Source organism: Bacillus sp. 01N42_2 (genome assembly GCF_056399565.1).
The window spans coordinates 137,522-158,789 of the sequence record NZ_JBFTRO010000001.1; the positions used below are offsets into that span (position 1 = coordinate 137,522).

General features: G+C 47.7%; 22 protein-coding genes. 4 read left to right on the top strand and 18 right to left on the bottom strand.

Annotated elements, in window-relative coordinates; translation table 11 throughout:
- Positions 1–6 precede the first annotated feature (6 nt).
- The 7 genes from AC1DN5_RS00760 to AC1DN5_RS00790 form a co-directional block, all read right to left on the bottom strand.
- Entirely contained in the window at positions 7–780 is a 774-nt protein-coding gene (locus tag AC1DN5_RS00760) for a lantibiotic immunity ABC transporter MutG family permease subunit (RefSeq protein ID WP_366969798.1), read from the bottom strand.
- On the bottom strand, positions 777–1,511 hold the full coding sequence (locus AC1DN5_RS00765; protein WP_342007074.1) for a lantibiotic immunity ABC transporter MutE/EpiE family permease subunit: 735 nt from the start codon (positions 1,509–1,511) through the stop codon (positions 777–779). Before AC1DN5_RS00765 ends, AC1DN5_RS00760 begins: the two co-directional genes overlap by 4 nt.
- Positions 1,508–2,221 carry a lantibiotic protection ABC transporter ATP-binding protein gene (locus AC1DN5_RS00770; RefSeq protein WP_016937904.1) on the bottom strand — a complete coding sequence of 238 codons (714 nt, stop codon included), beginning with the start codon at positions 2,219–2,221 and terminating at the stop codon, positions 1,508–1,510. The genes AC1DN5_RS00765 and AC1DN5_RS00770 overlap by 4 nt, the downstream gene beginning before the upstream one ends.
- A 110-nt stretch (positions 2,222–2,331) precedes the next feature.
- Positions 2,332–3,009, bottom strand: a complete 678-nt coding sequence (locus AC1DN5_RS00775; RefSeq protein ID WP_099743844.1) for an ABC transporter permease — start codon at positions 3,007–3,009, stop codon at positions 2,332–2,334.
- An 18-nt stretch (positions 3,010–3,027) separates the two neighbouring features.
- Positions 3,028–3,945 carry an osmoprotectant ABC transporter substrate-binding protein gene (locus AC1DN5_RS00780; RefSeq protein WP_436627803.1) on the bottom strand — a complete coding sequence of 306 codons (918 nt, stop codon included), beginning with the start codon at positions 3,943–3,945 and terminating at the stop codon, positions 3,028–3,030.
- Positions 3,946–3,959: 14 nt separating this feature from the next.
- The gene (locus AC1DN5_RS00785; RefSeq protein WP_095241321.1) at positions 3,960–4,613 is read right to left on the bottom strand and encodes an ABC transporter permease; all 654 of its coding nucleotides are present in this window, start codon (positions 4,611–4,613) and stop codon (positions 3,960–3,962) included.
- A 16-nt stretch (positions 4,614–4,629) separates the two neighbouring features.
- Positions 4,630–5,775 carry a betaine/proline/choline family ABC transporter ATP-binding protein gene (locus tag AC1DN5_RS00790; protein WP_016937900.1) on the bottom strand — a complete coding sequence of 382 codons (1,146 nt, stop codon included), beginning with the start codon at positions 5,773–5,775 and terminating at the stop codon, positions 4,630–4,632.
- Between the two features lie 285 nt (positions 5,776–6,060).
- Between AC1DN5_RS00790 and AC1DN5_RS00795 the strand changes: the two genes are divergently transcribed.
- Positions 6,061–6,594 carry a GbsR/MarR family transcriptional regulator gene (locus tag AC1DN5_RS00795; RefSeq protein ID WP_003151660.1) on the top strand — a complete coding sequence of 178 codons (534 nt, stop codon included), beginning with the start codon at positions 6,061–6,063 and terminating at the stop codon, positions 6,592–6,594.
- A gap of 32 nt (positions 6,595–6,626) precedes the next feature.
- On the opposite strand, the gene opuCD is transcribed toward AC1DN5_RS00795, so the two are convergent.
- The 4 genes from opuCD to opuCA are packed head-to-tail and all read right to left on the bottom strand — an operon-like array spanning position 6,627 to position 10,063.
- The gene (opuCD, locus tag AC1DN5_RS00800) at positions 6,627–7,301 is read right to left on the bottom strand and encodes a glycine betaine/carnitine/choline/choline sulfate ABC transporter permease OpuCD (RefSeq protein WP_045925940.1); all 675 of its coding nucleotides are present in this window, start codon (positions 7,299–7,301) and stop codon (positions 6,627–6,629) included.
- Positions 7,302–7,318: 17 nt separating this feature from the next.
- Positions 7,319–8,212, bottom strand: a complete 894-nt coding sequence (gene opuCC / locus AC1DN5_RS00805; RefSeq protein ID WP_047477309.1) for an osmoprotectant ABC transporter substrate-binding lipoprotein OpuCC — start codon at positions 8,210–8,212, stop codon at positions 7,319–7,321.
- A gap of 37 nt (positions 8,213–8,249) precedes the next feature.
- On the bottom strand, positions 8,250–8,903 hold the full coding sequence (locus AC1DN5_RS00810) for an ABC transporter permease (protein WP_047477185.1): 654 nt from the start codon (positions 8,901–8,903) through the stop codon (positions 8,250–8,252).
- A 20-nt stretch (positions 8,904–8,923) separates the two neighbouring features.
- A complete protein-coding gene (gene opuCA / locus AC1DN5_RS00815) occupies positions 8,924–10,063 on the bottom strand; it encodes an osmoprotectant ABC transporter ATP-binding protein OpuCA (protein WP_016937896.1) in 1,140 nt (379 codons plus the stop codon).
- Between the two features lie 260 nt (positions 10,064–10,323).
- Between opuCA and AC1DN5_RS00820 the strand changes: the two genes are divergently transcribed.
- A complete protein-coding gene (locus tag AC1DN5_RS00820) occupies positions 10,324–10,881 on the top strand; it encodes a GbsR/MarR family transcriptional regulator (RefSeq protein ID WP_366969799.1) in 558 nt (185 codons plus the stop codon).
- Positions 10,882–10,902: 21 nt separating this feature from the next.
- Here AC1DN5_RS00820 and AC1DN5_RS00825 read toward each other — a convergent pair whose 3' ends face one another.
- On the bottom strand, positions 10,903–11,535 hold the full coding sequence (locus tag AC1DN5_RS00825) for an NAAT family transporter (protein ID WP_015418237.1): 633 nt from the start codon (positions 11,533–11,535) through the stop codon (positions 10,903–10,905).
- Between the two features lie 412 nt (positions 11,536–11,947).
- Between AC1DN5_RS00825 and AC1DN5_RS00830 the strand changes: the two genes are divergently transcribed.
- Positions 11,948–12,643, top strand: coding sequence for a zinc ribbon domain-containing protein (locus AC1DN5_RS00830; RefSeq protein WP_045925936.1), 696 nt, complete (start codon positions 11,948–11,950; stop codon positions 12,641–12,643).
- 40 nt (positions 12,644–12,683) lie between these two features.
- Here AC1DN5_RS00830 and AC1DN5_RS00835 read toward each other — a convergent pair whose 3' ends face one another.
- Complete coding sequence (locus AC1DN5_RS00835) at positions 12,684–14,462, bottom strand: zinc ribbon domain-containing protein (RefSeq protein ID WP_366969800.1); 1,779 nt, start codon at positions 14,460–14,462, stop codon at positions 12,684–12,686.
- 132 nt (positions 14,463–14,594) lie between these two features.
- On the opposite strand from AC1DN5_RS00835, the gene AC1DN5_RS00840 reads away from it, so the two are divergent.
- The gene (locus AC1DN5_RS00840) at positions 14,595–15,056 is read left to right on the top strand and encodes a GNAT family N-acetyltransferase (RefSeq protein WP_047477191.1); all 462 of its coding nucleotides are present in this window, start codon (positions 14,595–14,597) and stop codon (positions 15,054–15,056) included.
- A 30-nt stretch (positions 15,057–15,086) separates the two neighbouring features.
- Here AC1DN5_RS00840 and eno read toward each other — a convergent pair whose 3' ends face one another.
- From eno to gap, 5 genes are all read right to left on the bottom strand, one after another.
- Positions 15,087–16,379, bottom strand: coding sequence for a phosphopyruvate hydratase (gene eno / locus AC1DN5_RS00845; protein ID WP_007409956.1), 1,293 nt, complete (start codon positions 16,377–16,379; stop codon positions 15,087–15,089).
- A 28-nt stretch (positions 16,380–16,407) separates the two neighbouring features.
- Positions 16,408–17,943 (bottom strand): 2,3-bisphosphoglycerate-independent phosphoglycerate mutase, encoded by a 1,536-nt coding sequence (gene gpmI / locus AC1DN5_RS00850; RefSeq protein ID WP_016937891.1) that lies wholly within the window; start codon positions 17,941–17,943, stop codon positions 16,408–16,410.
- Positions 17,936–18,697 carry a triose-phosphate isomerase gene (gene tpiA, locus AC1DN5_RS00855; RefSeq protein ID WP_016937890.1) on the bottom strand — a complete coding sequence of 254 codons (762 nt, stop codon included), beginning with the start codon at positions 18,695–18,697 and terminating at the stop codon, positions 17,936–17,938. The genes gpmI and tpiA overlap by 8 nt, the downstream gene beginning before the upstream one ends.
- A 24-nt stretch (positions 18,698–18,721) precedes the next feature.
- Entirely contained in the window at positions 18,722–19,906 is a 1,185-nt protein-coding gene (locus tag AC1DN5_RS00860; RefSeq protein ID WP_016937889.1) for a phosphoglycerate kinase, read from the bottom strand.
- A 321-nt stretch (positions 19,907–20,227) separates the two neighbouring features.
- Positions 20,228–21,235: a type I glyceraldehyde-3-phosphate dehydrogenase gene (gene gap / locus AC1DN5_RS00865; protein WP_016937887.1), complete on the bottom strand. Its 1,008-nt coding sequence runs from the start codon at positions 21,233–21,235 to the stop codon at positions 20,228–20,230.
- Between the last annotated feature and the right edge of the window lie 33 nt (positions 21,236–21,268).

A 21,268-nucleotide genomic window follows, 5' to 3' on the forward strand; every position in this document is an offset into this window, starting at 1 on the left:
TTGCCTTTATTCATATGAACGCCGCCCTTCCCATCTTCTGCACCAATGGAAGCCGGCCAGACATAATATCACTATAGAGAAATATAACATTATTTCTCCGAATCTCATATCGTATCTCACATAAGGGAGAAACTCTTTTTTGACTTTGTCAAAATGCAGCAGTCCTGCAAGGCCCGACAGCCGTACACTCCATGCCCACGGGAAAAAACGCCAGATGACATCGCCCAATCCCGTATTCATCAGCGCCGCCATTAATAAACCCGCTCCCCCTAAAAGCCCGGACGGTCCCATGCCGTACTGTATGCCGACAAAAAAAGACATCATATAAAGCGGAATACTGCCGGCAATCAGCCACACCCCTCCCTTTAAAAAGAGAAAGTACGGAAGGTCATTGATGTGAAGAACAAATTTCATCCCCGCCAAATAAAGACAGATGGCAAGACCTATCGATAACACATTCAAGAGCAGCAATAGAAGCAGCTTGCCCGCAAAACTGACGATTTTCGAATGCGGAACCGCGAGCATCATCTGAAAATAACCCGCCTGTTCCTCGACGGAGGCAGACATGCCGCAGACAATACTGATGATTAAAGGGTATAAAACGGCAATCACGTTGAAGAAGACGCTGTACAGCTCATAAGGCTCCTGAATCCTTCCATACATCATATATAACAGGAAAAATCCCGCGCATACGGCCGGCGCCGCAACATGCATCCATATGAGCGGCGTGCGCTTCATTTTTAATACATCGGCCCACATATATCGTAAAAGCACGGTCATGACCGGTTTCCCCCTTTTGCAAAAGGCACGGCGGAAATCAAACTTATTGCGATAAAAGAAAGGATAGAAAGAATAATAGCCGGAAAGATCACGTTTCCGTTTAATAAGCCGCTGTCTGCGGGAAGCGGAATTCCGTTCGGATGGATCCCGAGAATCGGTGACATCACCCGGACTGACCAGCTCCACGGACTCAGCCACCACAATGAACCGGACGCCGGCACAATACCCAAAACAAAGGCGGCGATCATATTCACGAGAATGACTGCCGTAAACCCGAACTGTCTGGCAATCCATAAGCACAATGGGATTTCCCAAAGCGTCGTCAGCCATAAAAGGGAGCCCGCTTCAACGCCTTTCAGCTGCAGCGCAGCAATTCCCGGAAACACAAGGCCAAGTAAAAACATGATGATGAAAAAGACGATTTGCGACAGGAGTGAATACAGCGCGATCAAGCTTATTTTTGAGAGCCATATGCTTTTTAAGTCTGCCGGCAATGAGTACACCGCGCGGTCATTCGCAGATTTTTTCTCTTTTTTAACAGATAAACCGCACATTAGAGCAATCATGAGCGGCATGAAAATAACCGCCCACCAATTGAACGTGCCCGTCATAAAATAGGCGGCATTCAGCAGAAAAGAAAAAGCTGTGTTCAGAAGCGGAATCAGAATGATCAGCTTTCTGATAAATGTTCTTTTAGATGTAAGGTGTTCCGCCTGCATGTACTGAATCATTTTCCTGCCCCCGCTTTCTCCCGTGTTGATTTGACTACCTCCAGAAACAGCTGCTCCAGATCGTCTTCCCGGCTGATTTCTCCCTGATATCCCAAAACACCGTCACTGATGATTCCGATATGGTCTGCGATCTGCTCGACTTCTGATAACAGGTGGCTTGATAAAATTACCGTCATTCCCTGTCCGGGCAGGGAGCGGATAAATTCCCGCAAATCCTGAATCCCCATCGGGTCCAATCCGTTTGTCGGCTCGTCAAGAATTAAGAGCGACGGACGGTTGACTAATGCCAACGCAATGCCGAGACGCTGTTTCATTCCCATGGAAAATTGGCCGGCGCGCTTTTTTCCGGTTCCCGTTAATCCCGTGATTTCCAGCACCTCCGCAATTCTTGAATCAGGGAGCCCGAGCATCACGCAGCGGACTTTCAGGTTTTCAGCGGCTGTCAAGTTGCTGTAAAGCGGCGGCGCTTCAATCAGGGAACTGATCTTTTTCAAATCTTCGCGCTTCCATGGATGCCCGTCGAACAGAACCTCGCCGGATGTTTGCTGCAAGATGCCGGTCAATATTTTAAGAGTCGTTGATTTTCCGGCGCCGTTCGGACCGAGCAGGCCGTAAATACTGTTGCGCTTAACCGATAGAGACACATCAGCCACTGCCTGTTGTCTGCCGAATGATTTTTGCAGCTGTCTCGTTTCTAAGATGTTGCTCATATGATTACCCCTCTGCTTTGTTATTTGATATGTAAGACTTTACAGCGCAGTTATCAAAATTTAATCAAGAAATCAAAAAAAGCATCCTTCACGCAGAAGAATGCTTTTTTTCATGAGGCTGAGCGTACGATCAGCTTTCTTTTTTGTTTTTTCACAGGGCTGAGGGCTCGTTCCAGCCACGCCATCAGCAGGTCTGCGGCTACCGCCATCAGTGCGGTCGGAATGGCGCCCGAAAGTATAATGGCGGTTCCGTTTGTCGCGTTCGAGCCTCTGACGATCATATCCCCGAGACCGCCTGCGCCGACGAAGGTGCCGATTGCCGTGATGCCGATCGCAATGACGAGCGCCGTTCGAAGACCCGCCATAATGACGGAAAGCGCAAGCGGCAGCTCCACCATGCGGAGCACTTGATATTTCGTCATGCCCATCGCTTTTCCCGACTCAAGATAAGCGTGATCAATATTAATAATGCCCGTGTGCGTATTCCTGAGAATCGGCAGCAGTGAATACAGAAACAAAGCCGTGATGACCGTATTGGCGCCAAGTCCCATGACAAGCATCAGGACGGCGAGCATCGCCAGCGCCGGAACGGTTTGAATCACGTTCGCCACAGCAAACACCCAGCCGGAGAGACGCCCGTGCCTCGCTGTCACAATGCCGGCCGGAATGGCGAAAGCGGCGGCGAAAACGACGCCGTACGCCGACATGAGAAAATGCCGCCAGCACTCATACAGAACATAGCTGCCGTTTTGAGCGTAATACGTAAACAGCTCTTTCAGCGTGTCCATCCGCACATCTCCTTTCCGTTATTCAAAGTAATGATGCTTTTCTAAAAATTCCTTTGCCACGACGGACGGCTCTTTTAATTGGCCGTCGACTTCGTAATTCATTTTCTGCATCATCTTTGTATCAATCGCGCCGATCATTTGATTGATCACGCCTTCCAGCTCGGGATGCTCGTTTAATACACGTTCCGGAACGACGGGTGAACAGTCGTACGGAGGAAAGAACCGCTTATCATCTTTCAGCGTTTTCAGTCCGTAAGCAATGATTCTTCCGTCGGTGGAATAAGCGAGCGCGATATCCATCTTCCTGCTTTTCAGCGCGTCGTAAACGAGGCCGATCTGCATCGGATACGTGCCTTCAAATGACATTCCGTATGTGTTCATAAAATCCTGATATCCGTTGCCTCTGAGCTTCATCCAATAGTTATCAACGCCGAATTTCAGATGAGACGCCTCTTTTTTGACATCGGATACCGTTTCTAAATGGTATTTGCGGGCAAGCTGTCCGGAAACGGTAAAGACGTATGTATTATCAAAGCCGTAAGAATCAAACCATTTCATATCATATCTGTTCTGAAATTCACGCTGAACGAGCCGCAAAGCTTTATCCGGGTCTTTTTCCGGCTCCATACGAAGCGTGCCCGTCAGCGCGTCCCCCGTATAGCGCGTCGCGGCGATATCAATATCACCGTTTAACAAGGATTGCTGCTGTACGGCATTGGAGCCGAGATTTTTAATAACGGTTGTTTTCAAATCGCTGTGATGTTCAATCATCTGTCCGAGCATACTCGCGATGATTTCTGATTCGGTCATGCTTTGCGCCCCGATTTTGATGGTATCCTCCGACGCGGCGCTCAATCCCGGAAGCGAACAGCCGCCAAGGAGCAGCACGCCGATACAGGCGAATGTGAGCAGCCGTTTTTTGCATCTATTCCCCACGAGAGATCTCCTCCTTATGAAGCATTTTTTATGTCCTTCAGCCCGTCAGGCGTGACTTTCCGTTCTGTCATCCCGAGCATGCAGTCAACGGCGGCCGCTAACATCGTGACCGGAACGGCGCCGGCGATAATATACTCGGGCTGATAAAGGTTCAAGCCGATAAAAATGTAATCCCCCAGTCCGCCTCCGCCGATAAAGGAGGCAAGCGTCGCCCAGCCAATCAAATAAATCGCGGACGTCCGGATACCCGCCATGATGACCGGAGCGGCAAGCGGGAGCTCTACAAGCCTGATCTGCTCCCATGCGGTCATGCCGATCCCTTTTCCCGATTCAAGAAGATGCCGGTTGACACCGAGGATTCCCGTATACGTGTTTCTGAGAATCGGCAGCACGGAATAGAAAAACAGCGCCGCAATGGCCGGAACCTTTCCCACGCCTAAAAGCGGAATAAAAAATGCGAGAATGGCAAGGCTCGGCAAAGTTTGGATGATATTGACGATGCCGATGACTGTGCCGGCGCCTCTTTTCATCCTCGTCAGCAGGACGCCGAGCGGAACGGCGGCGAGAATGCCCGCCATGACGGCGATTAAGGAGATGTACAAGTGCTCCCATGTTTTATAAAGCAGTTCTGCTCCGTTTGTCTGTAAAAATTGCACGGTCTGATTCATATCAATTGAAGCCTCCTCATGACATCACCGCGAGTTCTTTCTCTTCTCCCCAAATGGAGTCATAGACGATGTCAACGAGGCTTGCCCTTGTCACGATTCCCGTTAAACGGCCGGCTTCATCAATGACGGGCACAAATTTCATGCCTCTTTTTAAAATTTTATGGACGGCGTCGCGAAGCAGGGTGCCGCTTCTGACCGTGTATAGATCGCGCTCGAGCACTTCCGCGACGGTTGCCGCCTGTCTTCGTTTGCGGTCAATCATTTCCACATCGACATAACCTTGGAGAACGTTCTTCTCATCAATGACGAGCAGCGAATCCACCCGCTCGGCGCGCATCAGCTGAATGGCGGCTGACAGCGTTTTCTCAGGTGTTACCGTCACAGGAGCGGAATTCATGATCTGCTCCACCCGTTCAATATCAGGGCTGGATGATTGAATCAGCCGTTCTTTGCCGATAAACTCCTCGACAAATTCATTCGCCGGAAATCTGAGAATGTCATCAGGCGTTCCGGCTTGGACGATTTCTCCCGCTTTCAGAATGACGATTCTGTCCGCAAGTTTGATGGCTTCGTCCATATCATGGGTAACAAATACGATGGTTTTATGTAAGGTTTTTTGCAGTTTTTTAAATTCTTCCTGAAGGGAATCCCTCGTAATCGGGTCAAGCGCCCCGAACGGTTCATCCATTAAGATAAGCGGCGGCTCTGCGGCAAGTGCCCGTAATACACCTATTCGCTGCTGCTGTCCCCCGCTCAGTTCATGAGGGTAACGGTCTAAATATTCAGGCCCCATATCAACGAGCTTTAAAAGCTCCCGCGCCCGTTCCTTCCGTTCTTTTGCAGGATGTTTTAAAAGTTTCGGAACGAGGGTAATGTTCTGCTGAATGGTCATATGCGGAAACAGCCCGATCTGCTGAATGACATAGCCGATGCTTCTTCTGAGTTCCACCGGGTCTTGTTCCATAATGTTTCGGCCCTCTATCAGGATTCTGCCTTCCGTCGGTTCAATTAAGCGGTTGATCATTTTCATCGTCGTCGTTTTCCCGCAGCCGCTCGGTCCGATAAAACAAATAAATTCGCCCTTAGCGATATTCAGATTGATGCTGTTGACGGCTTTTTTTCCGCCTTTATACGTTTTCGAGACATTTTCTAATGTCAGCAAACACTCACACCTCCATGATTAAGTTTATTCAATTCGTTAAATTTGTATTTAACTTTTCAGACAATTGAATGTTTCCCATTATAAATTAAACTTTATAAATAAAAAAGTTTACAATTTGTCCATATTATATATAAAGGTTGTGTAAGCACTGATTTACCCGTATTGACCGGCAAAGTTCTTCTTATTGCTCCGAATTACTGCCAAATTCTCTCGGAAGAGCATTTCCGCCGGTTTAAAAATATGGTATATTGACATCGGAATTGCTGACTGAAAGGATTGAAACTGTTGGAGAAAGATCCGTTACACGTAATCGAACAAGCCGAAGATCATTTAATAGAACGAATCGCTGAAAATATGCATACATTCGGGATGCCCGCGACGGTGGGACGCATTTTAGGCATTATTTATATGAACCGCAAGCCGATGACCTTAACTGAATTATCAGAAGCGACCGGCATGAGCAAAACGAGAATGAGCCAGGCCGTCCGTGAAATGCTTGACGTCAATCTGGCGGAAAAAGTGTTTGAAAAAGGCGTCCGCAAAGATTTATACGACGTCGAGCAGGATTATTACCAAACCTTTATTACGCTGTTTACGGCCACATGGAGCAAGGTCGTCAGCAAAAATAAGATGATGCATAAAAAGCTGAACCGCGAACTGACGGCCGTTCTTGAAAACGGCGTGCCGGAGGAAGCTGAGGAAAAAATCAATGAACTGCTGAAAGAATTAAAGGATTGGCTTGATTACTACAATTGGATCAGCCGCCTGATCGAGTTTTTCGAAAGCGAAGAAATTTTCAAGCATGTTCCGAAGCCATAAGAAAAAACGCCCTGACCCGCAAGGCGTTTTTTTCATGCCGCATTCGGCGCTTTGGTTCGTTTTTTCTTTCTCCCCGGGCTCAGCGCCCGCTCCAGCCACGCCATCACAAGATCTGCGATAACGGCCATCAGCGCTGTCGGGATGGCGCCGGCTAAAATAATCGCGGTTCCGTTCGTGGCGTTTGAGCCTCTGACAATAATGTCACCGAGGCCGCCTGCGCCGACAAACGTACCGATTGCCGTAATGCCGATCGCGATGACGAGCGCCGTCCGCAGCCCCGCCATGATGACGGAGAGCGCAAGCGGCAATTCCACCATGCGAAGCACTTGAAATTTGGTCATGCCCATCGCTTTTCCCGATTCAAGATAAGCGTGTTCAATGCTGGCGATTCCCGTGTACGTATTCCGGATGATCGGAAGAAGCGAATATAAAAACAGCGACAAAATCACCGTATTGGCGCCGAGCCCCATGACGAGCATCAGCACCGCGAGCATCGCAAGCGCCGGCACGGTCTGAATCACGTTTGTCACCGCGAATACCCAGCCGCTTAATGTTCTGTATCTGGCAATGAAGATGCCGAGCGGAATCCCAACGATCGCCGCAAATAAAACGCCGTATACCGACATGAGAAAATGGCGGTAAAACTCCTGAAGCACATAGGCGCCATTTTGAGAATAATAAGTGCCGAGCTGCTGCAGCACTTCCATTTGCCCCACCTCATTTCTTATTCAAAATAATGATGTTTCTCCAAAAATTCTTTAGCGACGACGGACGGTTCTTTCAGCTTGCCGTCCACCTCGTAATTCAATTCCTGCATCGTTTCCGTATCAATTTTGCCGATCAGTTTATTCACAATGCCTTTCAGTTCCGGATGCTGCTTCAGAACGCTGTCGGGAATGACCGGCGAACAGTCATACGGCGGGAAAAACTGCTTGTCGTCTTTTAAAATTTTCAGATCGTATGCTTTGATCCGTCCGTCCGTTGAATAAGCGAGAACGGCATCCATTTTCCCGTTTTTCACGGCATCGTATACAAGTCCGATCTGCATCGGATAGGTTGTGCCGAATTCATAACCGTATGTGTCGGTGAAGCCCTTATAGCCGTCGCCTTTTCGTTTCAGCCACGCATTATCTACACCGAGCTTAAATTGATCCGCATACTTCTTAATATCTGATACTTTGTCTAAATGGTCTTTTTCCGCAAGCTCTTTCGTGACGGTAAAAGCGTATGTGTTCTCAAACCCGTAAGAATCAAACCATTTGTAATGGAAGCGTTTCTCAAATTCCTTCTGGACGATGGATAATGCTTTTTTCGGATCTTTTTCCGCCTCCATGCCGAGGGTGCTCGTTAAGTCAGTTCCTGAGTAGCGCGTCGCGGCGATATCGATTTCACCGCCGAGCATCGCCTGCTGCTGGACATAGTTTGATCCGAGGTTTTTAATTAATGCCGTATTCAAATCTGTATTGTGCTCAATCATCTGTGCGAGCATATTGGCGATAATTTCTGATTCCGTCATGCTTTGCGCCCCGATTTTAATCGTATCATCGGAAGCCCCGCTCAGCCCGGGAAGGGAACAGCCGCCTAAAAGCAGAGCAGCCGACAGCGCCAGCGCGCACATCCATCTCTTTAGGTTTCTTTTCAAAACAGCCAACTCCTTATGATACTTCCTTCAGTCCTTTCAGCCCTTTCGGCGTCACCTTCCGTTCCGTCGCCGCCAGCAGATAATCGATGATAATGGCTAAAATGGTGACGGGCACGGCGCCGCCGATAATATATTCAGGCTGATAGAGGTTCAGGCCGATAAAAATATAGTCTCCGAGCCCGCCGCCCCCGATAAAAGAAGCAAGCGTCGCCCAGCCGATCAGATAAATGGTGGATGTGCGAATGCCCGCCATGATCACCGGAACCGCAAGCGGCAGTTCCACAAGCCTGATCTGCTCCCAGACCGTCATCCCGATGCCTTTTCCCGATTCCAGCAGATTTTTGTTTACGCCTTGAATGCCGGTGTACGTGTTCCGGAGAATCGGCAGCACCGAATAGAAAAACAGCGCGACGATCGCCGGCAGCTTTCCCACCCCTAACAGCGGGATAAAGAATGCCAGTATCGCGAGACTCGGCAAGGTCTGCACAATGTTGACGGCGCCGATGACAGCGCCTGCGCCCTTTTTCATTCTCGTCAGCCCCACTCCGAGCGGAACGGCGACGAGAATGCCTAATATGACGGCGATGATTGAAATATATAAATGCTCCCACGTTTTATATAAAAGCTCTCCGCCGTTCGTCTGCAAAAACTTGATCATTTCATTCATTGTAAGCGTTCCTCCCCTTGTCAGCCTGTCACCAGCTGGTCTTCCTCGCCCCAGATTGAATCGTAAACGATGTCGACAAGGCTCGCTCTCGTGACAATCCCGACCAAATGCCTTTGTTCATCAACCACGGGTACATATTTCATTCCGCGCTTTAAAATTTTGCGTACGGTATCGCGGAGCAGCGTCCCCTGTTCGACCGTATACAGATCAGAGCGGAGCACGTCGCCGACGAGGCTTGCTTTTTTCCGGTTCTGATCAATGATTTCGACATCTACATATCCTTGCAGCACATTCAGGTCATCAACGACAAGCAGGGAATCGACACGGTGCTCCCGCATCACCTGTATCGCCTGCGAAAGCGTTTTGTCCGCCGTAACGGTGACAGGCTTTTTGTTCATCATTTGCTCGACGCGTTCAATGTCCGGTCTTGATTGCAATAACCGTTCTTTGCCGATAAATTCTTCGACAAACTCATTAGCCGGATTTCGGAGGATGTCATCAGGAGTGCCGGCCTGAACGATCTCTCCCGCTTTTAAAATGACGATCCGGTCAGCCAGCTTAATAGCTTCATCCATGTCGTGGGTTACAAACACAATCGTTTTATTCAGTGTTCTTTGCAGTTTTTTGAATTCTTCCTGAAGCGAATCACGTGTAATCGGATCAAGCGCTCCGAACGGTTCATCCATGAGAATAAGGGGAGGTTCCGCTGCCAGGGCGCGCAGCACGCCGATTCTCTGCTGCTGTCCGCCGCTCAGCTCATGAGGATAGCGGTCTAAATATTCCGGGCCCATATCGACGAGCTTCAAAAGCTCCCGCGCCCGTTCCTTCCGCTTTTGTTCCGGCCATTTCAGCAGTTTCGGCACGAGGGAAATGTTCTGCTGAATGGTCATGTGGGGGAAAAGTCCGATCTGCTGAATGACGTAGCCGATTTTCCGTCTCAGCTCCACGGGGTCCTGCTCCATGATGTTTTCGCCATCGATAAAAATCTTTCCTGATGACGGCTCAATCAGTCTGTTAATCATTTTCATCGTCGTTGTTTTTCCGCAGCCGCTCGGCCCGATAAAACAAATAAACTCGCCTTTTTCGATATTTAGATCAATGCTGTTGACGGCTTTTTTTCCGCCTTTATAGATTTTTGATACATTTTCTAATCTCAGCAATCCGTGCACCTCCGAAGGATTCCGTTATTTTTCTGAAAAGTATAATCTTTATTATAAGATGAAGTTTATAAAATAAAAAGTTTACAACGTGTTGAAATTATATATAATACACGTATTATTTGATGTTATCCCGCTGACAACGGGGACGTTCTTACAATCGCTCCGGATAGCTCGCATATCCTGCCGCATCATCTTTTTCAACAACTGTAAAAAATATGATATATTGTCAGCATGAAAAGCCAGTGAAGGGATGATCAGCCGTGGAAAAAAACGCTCTTGATATCATCGGTCAAGCTGAAGAGCATCTCATTGAGAGAATCGCCGAGAATATGCATACATTCGGAATGCCGGCCACACTGGGGCGTGTGCTCGGTATTATTTATATGAACCGAAAGCCGATGACGTTAAATGAGCTGTCAGAGGCGACCGGCATGAGCAAAACGAGGATGAGCCAGGTGGTCCGCGAGATGACCGATGCCAATCTGGCTGAAAAAGTGTTTGAAAAAGGCGTTCGGAAAGACCTTTACGACGTGGAGCGTGATTATTACCAGACGTTTATCTCCCTGTTTACGGCAAATTGGACAAAGGCGGTCAGCAAAAATAAAATGCTGTATAAGAAGCTGAACCGTGAGCTGACTGAGCTTCTGGAATCGGAAAACCTCAGTCCCGAAATTGAAGAAAAAGCCCGTCAGCTTTTGAACGAACTGACGGACTGGCTCCATTATTATGACTGGCTGAGCCGTTTGATAGAATTTTTTGAGAGTGAAGAAGTGTTTCAGCATGTGCCGAAAAGAGAAAAAAGCAGCGCCCGCAGATAACCGGGCGCTGCTTTTTTTAAGTCAGGAAACCAATATCGGGAACATGCCTTTCAGACCGGCGCCGATCATGCCGATCGCCACTACCGCCAAAATCAAACCCATCAGCCGGGTAATCACGTTCATTTCGGTTTTCCCGAGCTTGTTGCTGATGAAAGAAGAATAGTGAAAGAAGATGAACGTCATCGCGATGACGGCCGCAATACCGATCAGCACGCTGATGTAATGGAAGATGCCGCCGTGGCCGGCCGACAGACTCATTACCGTCGCAATCGTACCGGGACCGGCGATAATCGGAATCGACAGAGGCGTCACGGAAATATCCGCTTTCTCCTTGCTTTCCCCCTTCTCTTCATGATGAAGTGACTGTACATGAGATTTCTTCGCGTTCAGAAGATTATAAGCGATGCCGAAAATAAAAATACCGCCCGCGATACGCAAGGCATGAATGTTAATGTCGAACAGTTTAAAGATCAGATGGCCGAAGATTAAAAATGCCGCCAAGATGATAAACGACAGCACGGACGCCTTGCGTGCGATCGCCGTCCGTTCTTTCTCCGGGTAGCCCTCTGTCAGTGAAAGAAAAATCGGCACGTTTCCGATGGGGTTGGAGACTGCAAACAGGGAAATGAAGACATGAATGATAAATGAAAACATGCGTACCTCCTTATGACTTGCCGTTGTGATTTATGTTTTGTTTTCCGCTGTTTCTTATGCATGATTTTTACCCCGGTGCCTGCTTCTTGTAACCTCAGCCGGCCGATCCGGAAACAGAAAAAAACCGTCCTTACAGGACGGTTTTTTCCGTTTGCTATCTCCATAAGCCTTTTCCGAATTTCAACAGCCGATAAAGCATTTTTAATTTTTTTAGCATCAGTTAATTTCCTCTATCACCCTGATCAATACTCTCGTTAAAAATTCTACCATAATGGGTACTTTTTCTCTATTATCAAATAATAGAGAAAGTGAATAGTATATCTTTAGAAATCTCCGTTACATCCGCCCTATTTTCTTTTATAATGTAAATATTGAACAAAATCCCTATATTACATGTAAAAGGAGTTTTAGAATGTATTGTCCTCAATGCGGCCATCATACAGATGGCGGAAAGTTTTGTGAAAAGTGCGGTGCGCCCCAGCCCAACCAGACCGGTTCAGGCCAAATGCAGGCCGGCGCCGCTGCTAAACAGGCTTCAAAGCAATTTGCCTTATTCGTGCTTAATGTGTTAAAGAAACCGTATCAGACATGCAAAACGACAGGCAGTGAACAGCTTGTCAGCAGCATAATCAACATGGTGCTTTTCTGTCTGATAACGCCGATTATGATGTATATTCTCTTATCAGACGGCTTTCGTGACGTCAGTTTTACCGCGGTTGTGATCAAACCGGCGCTTACCTTTGCAATATGTGTATTCTGCCTGTATCTCTTGATTTTTATCGCGTTGAAGGCCGGCGGCGCGCAGGTGTCATTTAAAGATTCGCTGTCCAGATTCGGGGCGTTTTTGATTCCGTTTACGGCTATTTTGCTTCTCGCACTCATTTTTATGCTGATGCACACAACCTTTTGCTTTACCATTCTGGCTGTCGGTCTATTAGGAGCGGCGTTTGCCGTGCCTCCGCTCATGCTGGCGAGCTACCAGCATCAGCTCACGGCTAAAGCGGATATCACTTATGCTGTTATCGTCATCTATTTCATCATTTGCGTAACGTTTCAATTCACGATCAAGCATTACACAAAAGAACTTATGAATTATTTTTTCTTTTAAAAACGAAAACCCCCGCCGCCTGGTTGGCGCGGGGATTTTTTTATTGAATGGATGTTAAATAAATTCTTCCGTCTTTCACAACGCCGCCGTACGTCCAATGATATGTTCTGAGCTTCGGGCTGCCGCCGGCTTTCGTAATATAAAACTCCTCATACGTATGAATCGTCAGATGGGAGCCGTTCTGCGAAAAGCTTTTTACATTCACTTCATTAAATACTTCTGTCGTTCCCTCGCCGTATAGTTTTTTAACCAGTTTTTGCTGATCAGCATACAAAGGGCTTCCCTCTTCCAAATTGCCCGCCATGATGGCGAAATTGTTCAGGCTGACGGCGCTTGATTGATTTGTCAGGTAATCAACCATAAACGATGTGACTTGTTCATTCGTGAGGCTGCCTGAAGCTGCCTTTCCTTTGGATGACGCCCATGCGGATGTGTAGGTTTTCGGCTGGTCATTTTTTATTTTTTTCACATTTGCCCCAGAGGAATCTGAGGCTGGATCAGCTTTTTCAAAAACCCATTTTTTATGCTTTGGATCATATGACAGTACATAATGAAAGCTCGGTTCAGCCTCTTCCATATCAGGCTTCGTATTCCCGTCGAAATAAGCAGACTCATGAAGCTCTTTACCTGTAACAGTTACTTGCCAGCGGCCGTTCTCTTGTGAAATCGCAAATGAGTCCAGATCAAAGCTTGTCTCTTTATACTGATCCTTCAAAAAAGTGCCGGAACTCTTCATGCCGGAAACCACTTCTTTCGTCTGCTCCTTCCACGCTGAACCAGCCTCTGTCATCTGGTCCGTATTTCCGTCTGCCATGGCTTTTGTATACTGCTTCGTTGTTTTGACAATCGTGTCCATGATTGTTTTTTGTGTATCTTGATCGGGAATTAGCGTTAATTCCATATCAGTGCCGTTGATCGGAACATCGGCAGTTTTTGTTTCCCCCCAAGGAAAATCAGCCTCCACGGCGGCTGTCATGGAGCCGTCAGTTAAGAGCGGGCCGTATGTAACCGACTTAAAAGGGTCTTTATGGACGGACTTGCCGTTTATCAGCAGATCGCCTTTCGCGTTTTTGAAGCTGTCTGCCGGAGTGAACGTCACATCCTCGGCGTCTAACGGCAGGTCCAACTCAACATTCCGGCTGCCGGCCGCCTCCGCCTCTTGCTTTTTGCCAACGTCAACCGTGTCATTTTGAAGCTTGGCTTCCGCCGTATAGACACCCGGTGCATACGGGCCGAATGTTTGGGTTTCATCGGCTTTTTTGACCGTACCGGTTTTCTCGCTGTTGATGTAAAGATCGGCGCCTTTATAATTACTTGTGATGCGGAAATAAACCGGATCGACTTTCAGTTCATAATGGTCGAACAAGAGAAGGGTTTTTCCCTCTTTTTTGACGTATACCGCATCTTTTTCAGATGAATTGCCGCGAAGCGATTCCATCAGTTCACCGTGTTTCTTTGCGTATGCAAGGAGCGGTTTGACATTGGTCTCATTCAGCTTCAGTTTTTTGTCTGAAGGGGTGAGAAGGGCTGCGAGCTTTTTCGTATCCCCGTCATGAACCGCCTGTTCGAATTGATCCGTGAGCCTTTTTTCAGATGTCAGCCAGGCTCCGGTTTTATATGCGGCAATCAATAAGATCAGCGCTGCGGCGATGCCTCCCCATAGGAAGAGCGTTTTTTTAGGGATCGGCTTTCTCGGCTGTGATGCGGATTCAGCCGCCTGCCGCTCCAGCCGGCTTCCTTTCCCGATCGGCTTTCCGCATTCTTTACAGAAATGCGCCTCTTCATTATTCTGTCGGCCGCAATATTTACAAAAAAACATGACTTTCCTCCTATTCAATCTGCAAAACTTGTATAACTTTTCCTATGTTTCATATTTTATAATAAAGTAGAATGATTTTGGAGTTATTTTGAAAAAATAGCTGCCGATCACAATGAAGGAGGAGAAACGGACATGCAAAAACTGAGCATCCGAAAAGCGGCAGAGCGGGATGAAGCGCTGTATGAACTATTGCTGCTGGCCGATCCGTCGAGGGAAATTGTCGATGATTATCTTGCCAGAGGCGAATGCTATACGGCTTGGACGTCAGACGAGCTTGCAGGGGTCTTCGTCCTTTTAAAAACAAGACCAAAAACGGTGGAAATCGTCAATATTGCGGTAAACGAATCAATGCAGAACAAAGGCATCGGCAGAAAGCTCTTAGAAGAGGCCGTGAATAAGGCAAAACAAATGGGAGCGGCGACTATTGAAATCGGAACGGGCAACTCCAGTATAGGCCAGCTTGCCCTTTACCAAAAATGCGGCTTCAGACTCCAAGCCATCGACCATGATTTTTTCATCAGGCATTATGAAGATGAGATTTTCGAAAACGGGATACAGTGCCGCGATATGGTAAGGCTTTATGCAGACATATAAAAAAACCTCCCCTTGGGGAGGTTTTTTCGATTACTTATTCAAGTTATAGAAAGAGTTGATACCGTGGTATTGAGCAGTTTCAGCCAACTGATCTTCGATGCGAAGAAGCTGGTTGTATTTCGCAACACGGTCCGTACGGGACGGAGCACCTGTTTTGATTTGTCCTGCGTTCGTTGCCACAGCGATGTCAGCGATTGTGCTGTCTTCAGTTTCACCAGAACGGTGAGAGATAACAGCAGTGTAGCCTGCGCGTTTCGCCATTTCGATCGCATCGAATGTTTCAGTCAATGTACCGATTTGGTTTACTTTGATCAGGATAGAGTTGCCTACGCCGTTTTTAATACCTTCAGCAAGCTTTTTCGTGTTTGTAACGAAAAGGTCGTCACCGACAAGCTGAACTTTTTTGCCAAGACGCTCTGTAAGAAGTTTGTGGCCTTCCCAGTCGTTTTCGTCAAGTCCGTCTTCGATAGAGATGATTGGGTATTTAGAAACCATTTCTTCATACCAGTCAACCATTTCAGCAGATGTTTTCACAACGCCTTCGCCAGACAGATGGTATTTGCCGTCTTCTTTGTTGTAGAACTCAGAAGATGCAGCATCCATAGCAAGTTTCACTTCTTCGCCAGGTTTGAAGCCGGCTTTTTCGATTGCTTCAACGATTGTTTGAAGCGCTTCTTCGTTAGAACCAAGGTTCGGAGCGAATCCGCCTTCGTCACCTACAGCTGTGTTCATGCCTTTAGCAGAAAGAACTGATTTCAGGCTGTGGAAGATTTGAGCGCCCATGCGAAGCGCTTCACGGAAGTTAGGCGCGCCTACAGGCATAATCATGAATTCTTGAATGTCTACGTTGTTGTCAGCATGCTCTCCGCCGTTTACGATGTTCATCATCGGTACAGGAAGCGTTTTTGAGTTGAAGCCTCCAAGGTACTGATAAAGAGGGATCTGTAAGAAATCAGCAGCTGCGCGCGCACAAGCCATAGATACGCCAAGGATAGCGTTCGCACCGAGTTTGCCTTTGTTTTCAGTTCCGTCAAGCTCGATTAAAAGCTGATCGATTGCGTTTTGTTCTGTTACGTCAAAGCCGAGAAGCTCTGGAGAAATGATTTCGTTTACGTTGTTAACAGCAGTTAACACGCCTTTTCCAAGGTAACGGTCTTTGTCGCCGTCACGAAGCTCAACCGCTTCGTATTCGCCTGTAGAAGCTCCGCTTGGCACTAATGCGCGGCCGAAAGCTCCTGTTTCTGTATATACTTCAACTTCAACTGTCGGGTTGCCGCGGGAGTCAAGGACTTCGCGTGCATAAACATCAACAATGTATGGCATGAGTTTTGTCTCTCCTTTTGATTTCAAATTATTTTTGAATTAAAGATGTTCCGGTCATTTCTTTCGGTTTTTCAACACCGAGAAGGTCTAATAACGTTGGTGCGAGGTCGCCTAGGATTCCGCCTTCGCGCAGCGTCACGCCTTCTTTCGTCACAATGACAGGGACTGGATTTGTCGTATGGGCAGTGTGCGGTTCGCCTGATTCTGTAATCAGAATGTCTGCATTACCGTGATCAGCGGTAATGATGGCATGCCCGCCTTTAGCGATGATGGCGTCAACCACTTCGCCTAAGCACTCGTCCACTGCTTCAATTGCTTTAATCGTCGGTTCGACCATTCCGGAGTGGCCGACCATGTCAGGGTTTGCAAAGTTCAGGATGATCGCGTCATGCTTGTCAGCGGCGATTTCTTTTACAAGAGCATCCTTCACTTCATACGCACTCATTTCAGGCTTCAGGTCATATGTCGCGACCTTCGGCGAGTTAATAAGGATGCGCTCTTCGCCCGGGAATTCTTCTTCGCGGCCGCCGCTCATAAAGAACGTAACGTGCGGATACTTTTCAGTTTCTGCAATGCGAAGCTGTTTTAACCCGTGCTGTGCTAATACTTCACCAACCGTATTGTCAAGGTTTACCGGTTTAAAAGCCACATATCCGTCAACAGATTCACTGAAGTGAGTCAGGCAGACGAAATACAGGTTTTTCGGATGATGTTCACCGCGGTCGAAATCGCGGAAATCTTTGTTGGTAAACGTGTTCGAAATCTGGATGGCGCGGTCAGGTCTGAAATTATAGAAAATCACAGAATCGCCGTCATGAATTTTCGCAACGGGTTCACCGTTTTCTTTTGTGATGACGGACGGGATGACGAATTCATCATGAATGCCGTTCGCATAAGAATCGTCGACGACATCCATCGCGCTGCGGTAAGACGGGCCTTCGCCGTAAGCCATTGCGCGGTACGCTTTTTCCACACGGTCCCAGCGTTTGTCGCGGTCCATGGAGTAGTAGCGTCCGGAAATGCTGGCGATTTCGCCGACACCGATTTCTTCGATCTGCTCATTCAGCTGCTGAATGTAAGTTTTCGCAGTTTGCGGACCTACATCGCGGCCGTCGAGGAAACCGTGGATATACACCTTCGTCAGCCCTTCACTTTTCGCAAGCTTCAGCAGCGCGAATAAATGATTGATGTGACTGTGTACGCCCCCGTCAGAAAGAAGGCCGAACAGGTGCAGCGCTTTGTCGTTGTCTTTCGCGTTTTTGATGGCGTCAAGGAACGTTTGATTGCGTTCGAATTCGCCTTCGCGGATGGCAACGTTCACGCGTGTTAAGCTTTGGTACACAATACGTCCTGCGCCGATATTCAAATGTCCGACTTCAGAGTTCCCCATCTGTCCTTCAGGCAGTCCGACTGCTTCGCCTGATGCCGTCAGCGTCTGATGAGGGTATTGGTTCCAATAACGGTCGAAATTCGGTTTTTTCGCTTGTGCGACTGCATTTCCGACTGTTTCATTGCGTAATCCGAACCCATCAAGAATGATGAGTGCAGCTGGTTTTTTACTCATATTGACCTTCCTCCAATAATTGAACGAATGACTGCGGTTCAAGGCTTGCGCCGCCGACCAAAGCACCGTCAATATCGGACTCTGCCATATATTCTTTAATATTTGCAGGTTTTACGCTGCCGCCGTATTGAATGCGGAGCTTGTCAGCAGTTTCCTGGCTGAAGCTTTCAGCAACGACTTTACGGATATGCGCGCAGACGTCGTTAGCATCTTTCGCTGTAGAAGATTTGCCTGTTCCGATTGCCCAGATTGGCTCGTACGCAATAACGGAAGCAGCAACTTGCTCTTCAGAAAGACCCGCAAGACCTTTTTTCACTTGATCGGCAACAAGATCATTTGTTTTTCCGGCTTCGCGCTCTTCAAGCGTTTCACCTACGCAAATGATCGGCACAATGCCGTGTTTGAAAGCGGCATGCGCTTTTTTGTTAACAGTTTCATCTGTTTCAGCGAACATTTCACGGCGCTCAGAGTGGCCGATGACACAGTATTCCACGCCAAGGTCTTTCAGAGCAACCGGGCTGATTTCGCCTGTGAACGCACCGTTTTCTTCAAAATGCATGTTTTGGGCGCCGACTTTTAAGTCAGTTCCTTTAACAGCAGAAGTCAGCTTTTCTAAGAAAAGTGCTGGTGCGCAAACAACGGCTTCCGCTTTGTCTGCTGCTGGAATGGAAGATTTCACTTCTTCAACGAAGCTGACAGCCTCGCCGAGTGTTTTGTTCATTTTCCAGTTACCGGCTATAATTGGTTTTCTCATCTGTTCCACTTCCTTATAGCAGTTTTATTTATCGTTCAGTGCAGCTACCCCTGGAAGCTCTTTGCCTTCCATAAATTCAAGGGATGCGCCGCCGCCTGTTGAGATGTGGCTCATTTTGTCAGCAAGGCCGAATTTTTCAACGGCTGCCGCAGAGTCTCCTCCGCCGATGACAGAGTATGTATCATTCGCCTCTGCCAATGCTTCTGCAACCGCTTTTGTGCCTTGAGCGAACAAGTCGATTTCGAATACGCCCATCGGTCCGTTCCACACGACAAGTTTGCTGTTTTTGATAACGTCAGCATACGTTTCGCGTGTTTTCGTACCAATGTCGATGGCTTCTAAATCACTTGGAATCTCAGAGATCGGCACGATTTGAACGTTTGCATCGTTAGAGAAATCATCAGCAACGAGAACGTCTTCCGGCATATAGAATTTAACGCCTTTTTCTTTCGCGCGGTCCATGAATGATTTTGCAAGCTCGATTTTATCTTCTTCAAGAAGAGATTTACCGACTTCATAGCCAAGCGCTTTAACGAATGTGTAAGCAAGACCTCCGCCGATGATCAAGTTGTCCACTTTATCAAGCAGACTTTCGATGACGCCGATTTTGTCTTTTACTTTCGCTCCGCCGATGATTGCCGTAAACGGGCGCTCAGGATTTGTCACGGCTTTGCCGAGAACGTCAAGCTCTTTTTCCATCAGGAATCCTGCAACCGCCGGCAGATGCTCGGCAATTCCGGCTGTAGATGCGTGAGCACGGTGGGCAGCACCAAATGCGTCATTGACATATACATCCGCAAGCTCAGCAAATGCTTTAGCAAGCTCAGGATCATTTTTCTCTTCGCCAGGGTAGAAACGTACGTTTTCCAATACAAGAACGTCTCCGTCCTTCATATCAGAAATTTGTGCTTTTACAGCATCACCGTAAGCTTCATCTGCTTTTTTCACTTCTTTGCCAAGCAGTTCGCCTAAGCGTGCAGCGACAGGAGTTAAACGAAGCTCCTCAACCACTTCGCCTTTCGGGCGGCCTAAGTGGCTCGCAAGAAGGACTTTCGCGCCTTGGTCTGCAAGATGTTTGATTGTCGGAAGCGCAGCACGGATACGAGTATCGTCTGTTACTTCCCCGTCTTTCATTGGAACGTTAAAGTCAACGCGGCAGAATACGACTTTGCCTTTTACGTCGATGTCTTTTACTGTTTTTTTATTCATGCCTTAGGAGATCCTCCTTCAAAATGGTTTGCATAGCACGAAAAACGTGAAACGTGAAACCGCCTTATGGATGCTTCCGCCGCGGGGCAGATTGCAGCTTCCGGGCACGGGGCAGATCGTCTTCTGAGCCAGGGCAGGCGGCCCGAAAACGAAAGTGCCGCTGAAACTGCAAAACGCGGACGTTCTGCAGCAATCCGGCGCTTTCTGAAAGCCGGTTCTCATGGAAAAAGGGAAAGGGAGTCCGTCCCCTTCCCTTGTCCGCTTTCATTATAGCGTTTCTGTCCGAAAGAACCAAGTCCGGTCCTTTCCGGGAGCTATGAATTAAAGACCTTGTTTTGCGATGTAAGCTGCAAGGTCAACAACGCGGTTAGAGTAGCCGCTTTCGTTATCGTACCAAGAGATTACTTTTACCATGCTGCCTTCCATAACCATTGTAGAAAGAGCATCGATTGTAGAAGAGTTAGCATTGCCGTTGTAGTCTCCGGATACTAATGGCTCTTCGCTGTAGCCAAGGATTCCTTTAAGATCGCCTTCAGCCGCTTCTTTAAGAGCTGCGTTTACGTCTTCAACCGTTACGTCTTTGTTAAGTTCAGCAACTAAGTCAACAAGAGAAACGTTTGGAGTCGGCACACGCATTGCTCCGCCGTTCAGTTTGCCTTTTAGTTCAGGAAGAACTAGAGAAACTGCTTTAGCAGCACCAGTTGATGTTGGGATGATGTTTTCAGCTGCTGCACGCGCACGACGGTAGTCTTTGTGCGGAAGATCAAGGATTTGCTGATCATTTGTGTAAGAGTGAACAGTTGTCATCATACCGCGTTTGATGCCGAATTTGTCGTTAAGTACTTTTGCAAACGGCGCAAGGCAGTTTGTTGTGCAAGATGCGTTAGAGATAACATCGTGGTTAGCTGCATCGTATTTATCTTCGTTAACACCCATAACGATTGTGATATCTTCTTCGTTAGCAGGTGCAGAGATGATGACTTTTTTCGCGCCGGCTTCTAAATGTTTCGCAGCGTCTGCGCGTTTTGTGAAGAAACCAGTAGATTCAACTACGATTTCAACGCCTTGTTTGCCCCAGCTGAGTTTCGCAGGATCGCGCTCAGCAGAAACTTCGATTGTTTTGCCGTTAACAACAAGGTTGCTGCCGTCAACTTTAACTTCTGCGTCTAATTTTCCGTGTACGGAATCATATTGTAAAAGATGAGCAAGCATGTTAGCGTCTGTTAAATCGTTAACCGCCACTACCTCAACTTCAGGATTGTTTAATGCTGCGCGGAATACGTTACGTCCAATACGACCAAAACCGTTAATACCGACTTTTACTGCCATGATTATTTCCTCCTTTTAATAAGTGAGAGATAT

What these genes read in the sequence shown, in the direction of transcription:
- AC1DN5_RS00760 (WP_366969798.1), bottom strand. Translation starts at nt 780, where the DNA reads ATGACCGTGCTTTTACGATATATGTGGGCCGATGTATTAAAAATGAAG.
- AC1DN5_RS00765 (WP_342007074.1), bottom strand. Translation starts at nt 1,511, where the DNA reads ATGATTCAGTACATGCAGGCGGAACACCTTACATCTAAAAGAACATTT.
- AC1DN5_RS00770 (WP_016937904.1), bottom strand. Translation starts at nt 2,221, where the DNA reads ATGAGCAACATCTTAGAAACGAGACAGCTGCAAAAATCATTCGGCAGA.
- AC1DN5_RS00775 (WP_099743844.1), bottom strand. Translation starts at nt 3,009, where the DNA reads ATGGACACGCTGAAAGAGCTGTTTACGTATTACGCTCAAAACGGCAGC.
- AC1DN5_RS00785 (WP_095241321.1), bottom strand. Translation starts at nt 4,613, where the DNA reads ATGAATCAGACCGTGCAATTTTTACAGACAAACGGAGCAGAACTGCTT.
- opuCD (WP_045925940.1), bottom strand. Translation starts at nt 7,301, where the DNA reads ATGGAAGTGCTGCAGCAGCTCGGCACTTATTATTCTCAAAATGGCGCC.
- opuCC (WP_047477309.1), bottom strand. Translation starts at nt 8,212, where the DNA reads ATGTGCGCGCTGGCGCTGTCGGCTGCTCTGCTTTTAGGCGGCTGTTCC.
- AC1DN5_RS00810 (WP_047477185.1), bottom strand. Translation starts at nt 8,903, where the DNA reads ATGAATGAAATGATCAAGTTTTTGCAGACGAACGGCGGAGAGCTTTTA.
- AC1DN5_RS00825 (WP_015418237.1), bottom strand. Translation starts at nt 11,535, where the DNA reads ATGTTTTCATTTATCATTCATGTCTTCATTTCCCTGTTTGCAGTCTCC.
- AC1DN5_RS00830 (WP_045925936.1), top strand. Translation starts at nt 11,948, where the DNA reads ATGTATTGTCCTCAATGCGGCCATCATACAGATGGCGGAAAGTTTTGT.
- AC1DN5_RS00835 (WP_366969800.1), bottom strand. Translation starts at nt 14,462, where the DNA reads ATGTTTTTTTGTAAATATTGCGGCCGACAGAATAATGAAGAGGCGCAT.
- AC1DN5_RS00840 (WP_047477191.1), top strand. Translation starts at nt 14,595, where the DNA reads ATGCAAAAACTGAGCATCCGAAAAGCGGCAGAGCGGGATGAAGCGCTG.
- eno (WP_007409956.1), bottom strand. Translation starts at nt 16,379, where the DNA reads ATGCCATACATTGTTGATGTTTATGCACGCGAAGTCCTTGACTCCCGC.
- gpmI (WP_016937891.1), bottom strand. Translation starts at nt 17,943, where the DNA reads ATGAGTAAAAAACCAGCTGCACTCATCATTCTTGATGGGTTCGGATTA.
- tpiA (WP_016937890.1), bottom strand. Translation starts at nt 18,697, where the DNA reads ATGAGAAAACCAATTATAGCCGGTAACTGGAAAATGAACAAAACACTC.
- AC1DN5_RS00860 (WP_016937889.1), bottom strand. Translation starts at nt 19,906, where the DNA reads ATGAATAAAAAAACAGTAAAAGACATCGACGTAAAAGGCAAAGTCGTA.
- gap (WP_016937887.1), bottom strand. Translation starts at nt 21,235, where the DNA reads ATGGCAGTAAAAGTCGGTATTAACGGTTTTGGTCGTATTGGACGTAAC.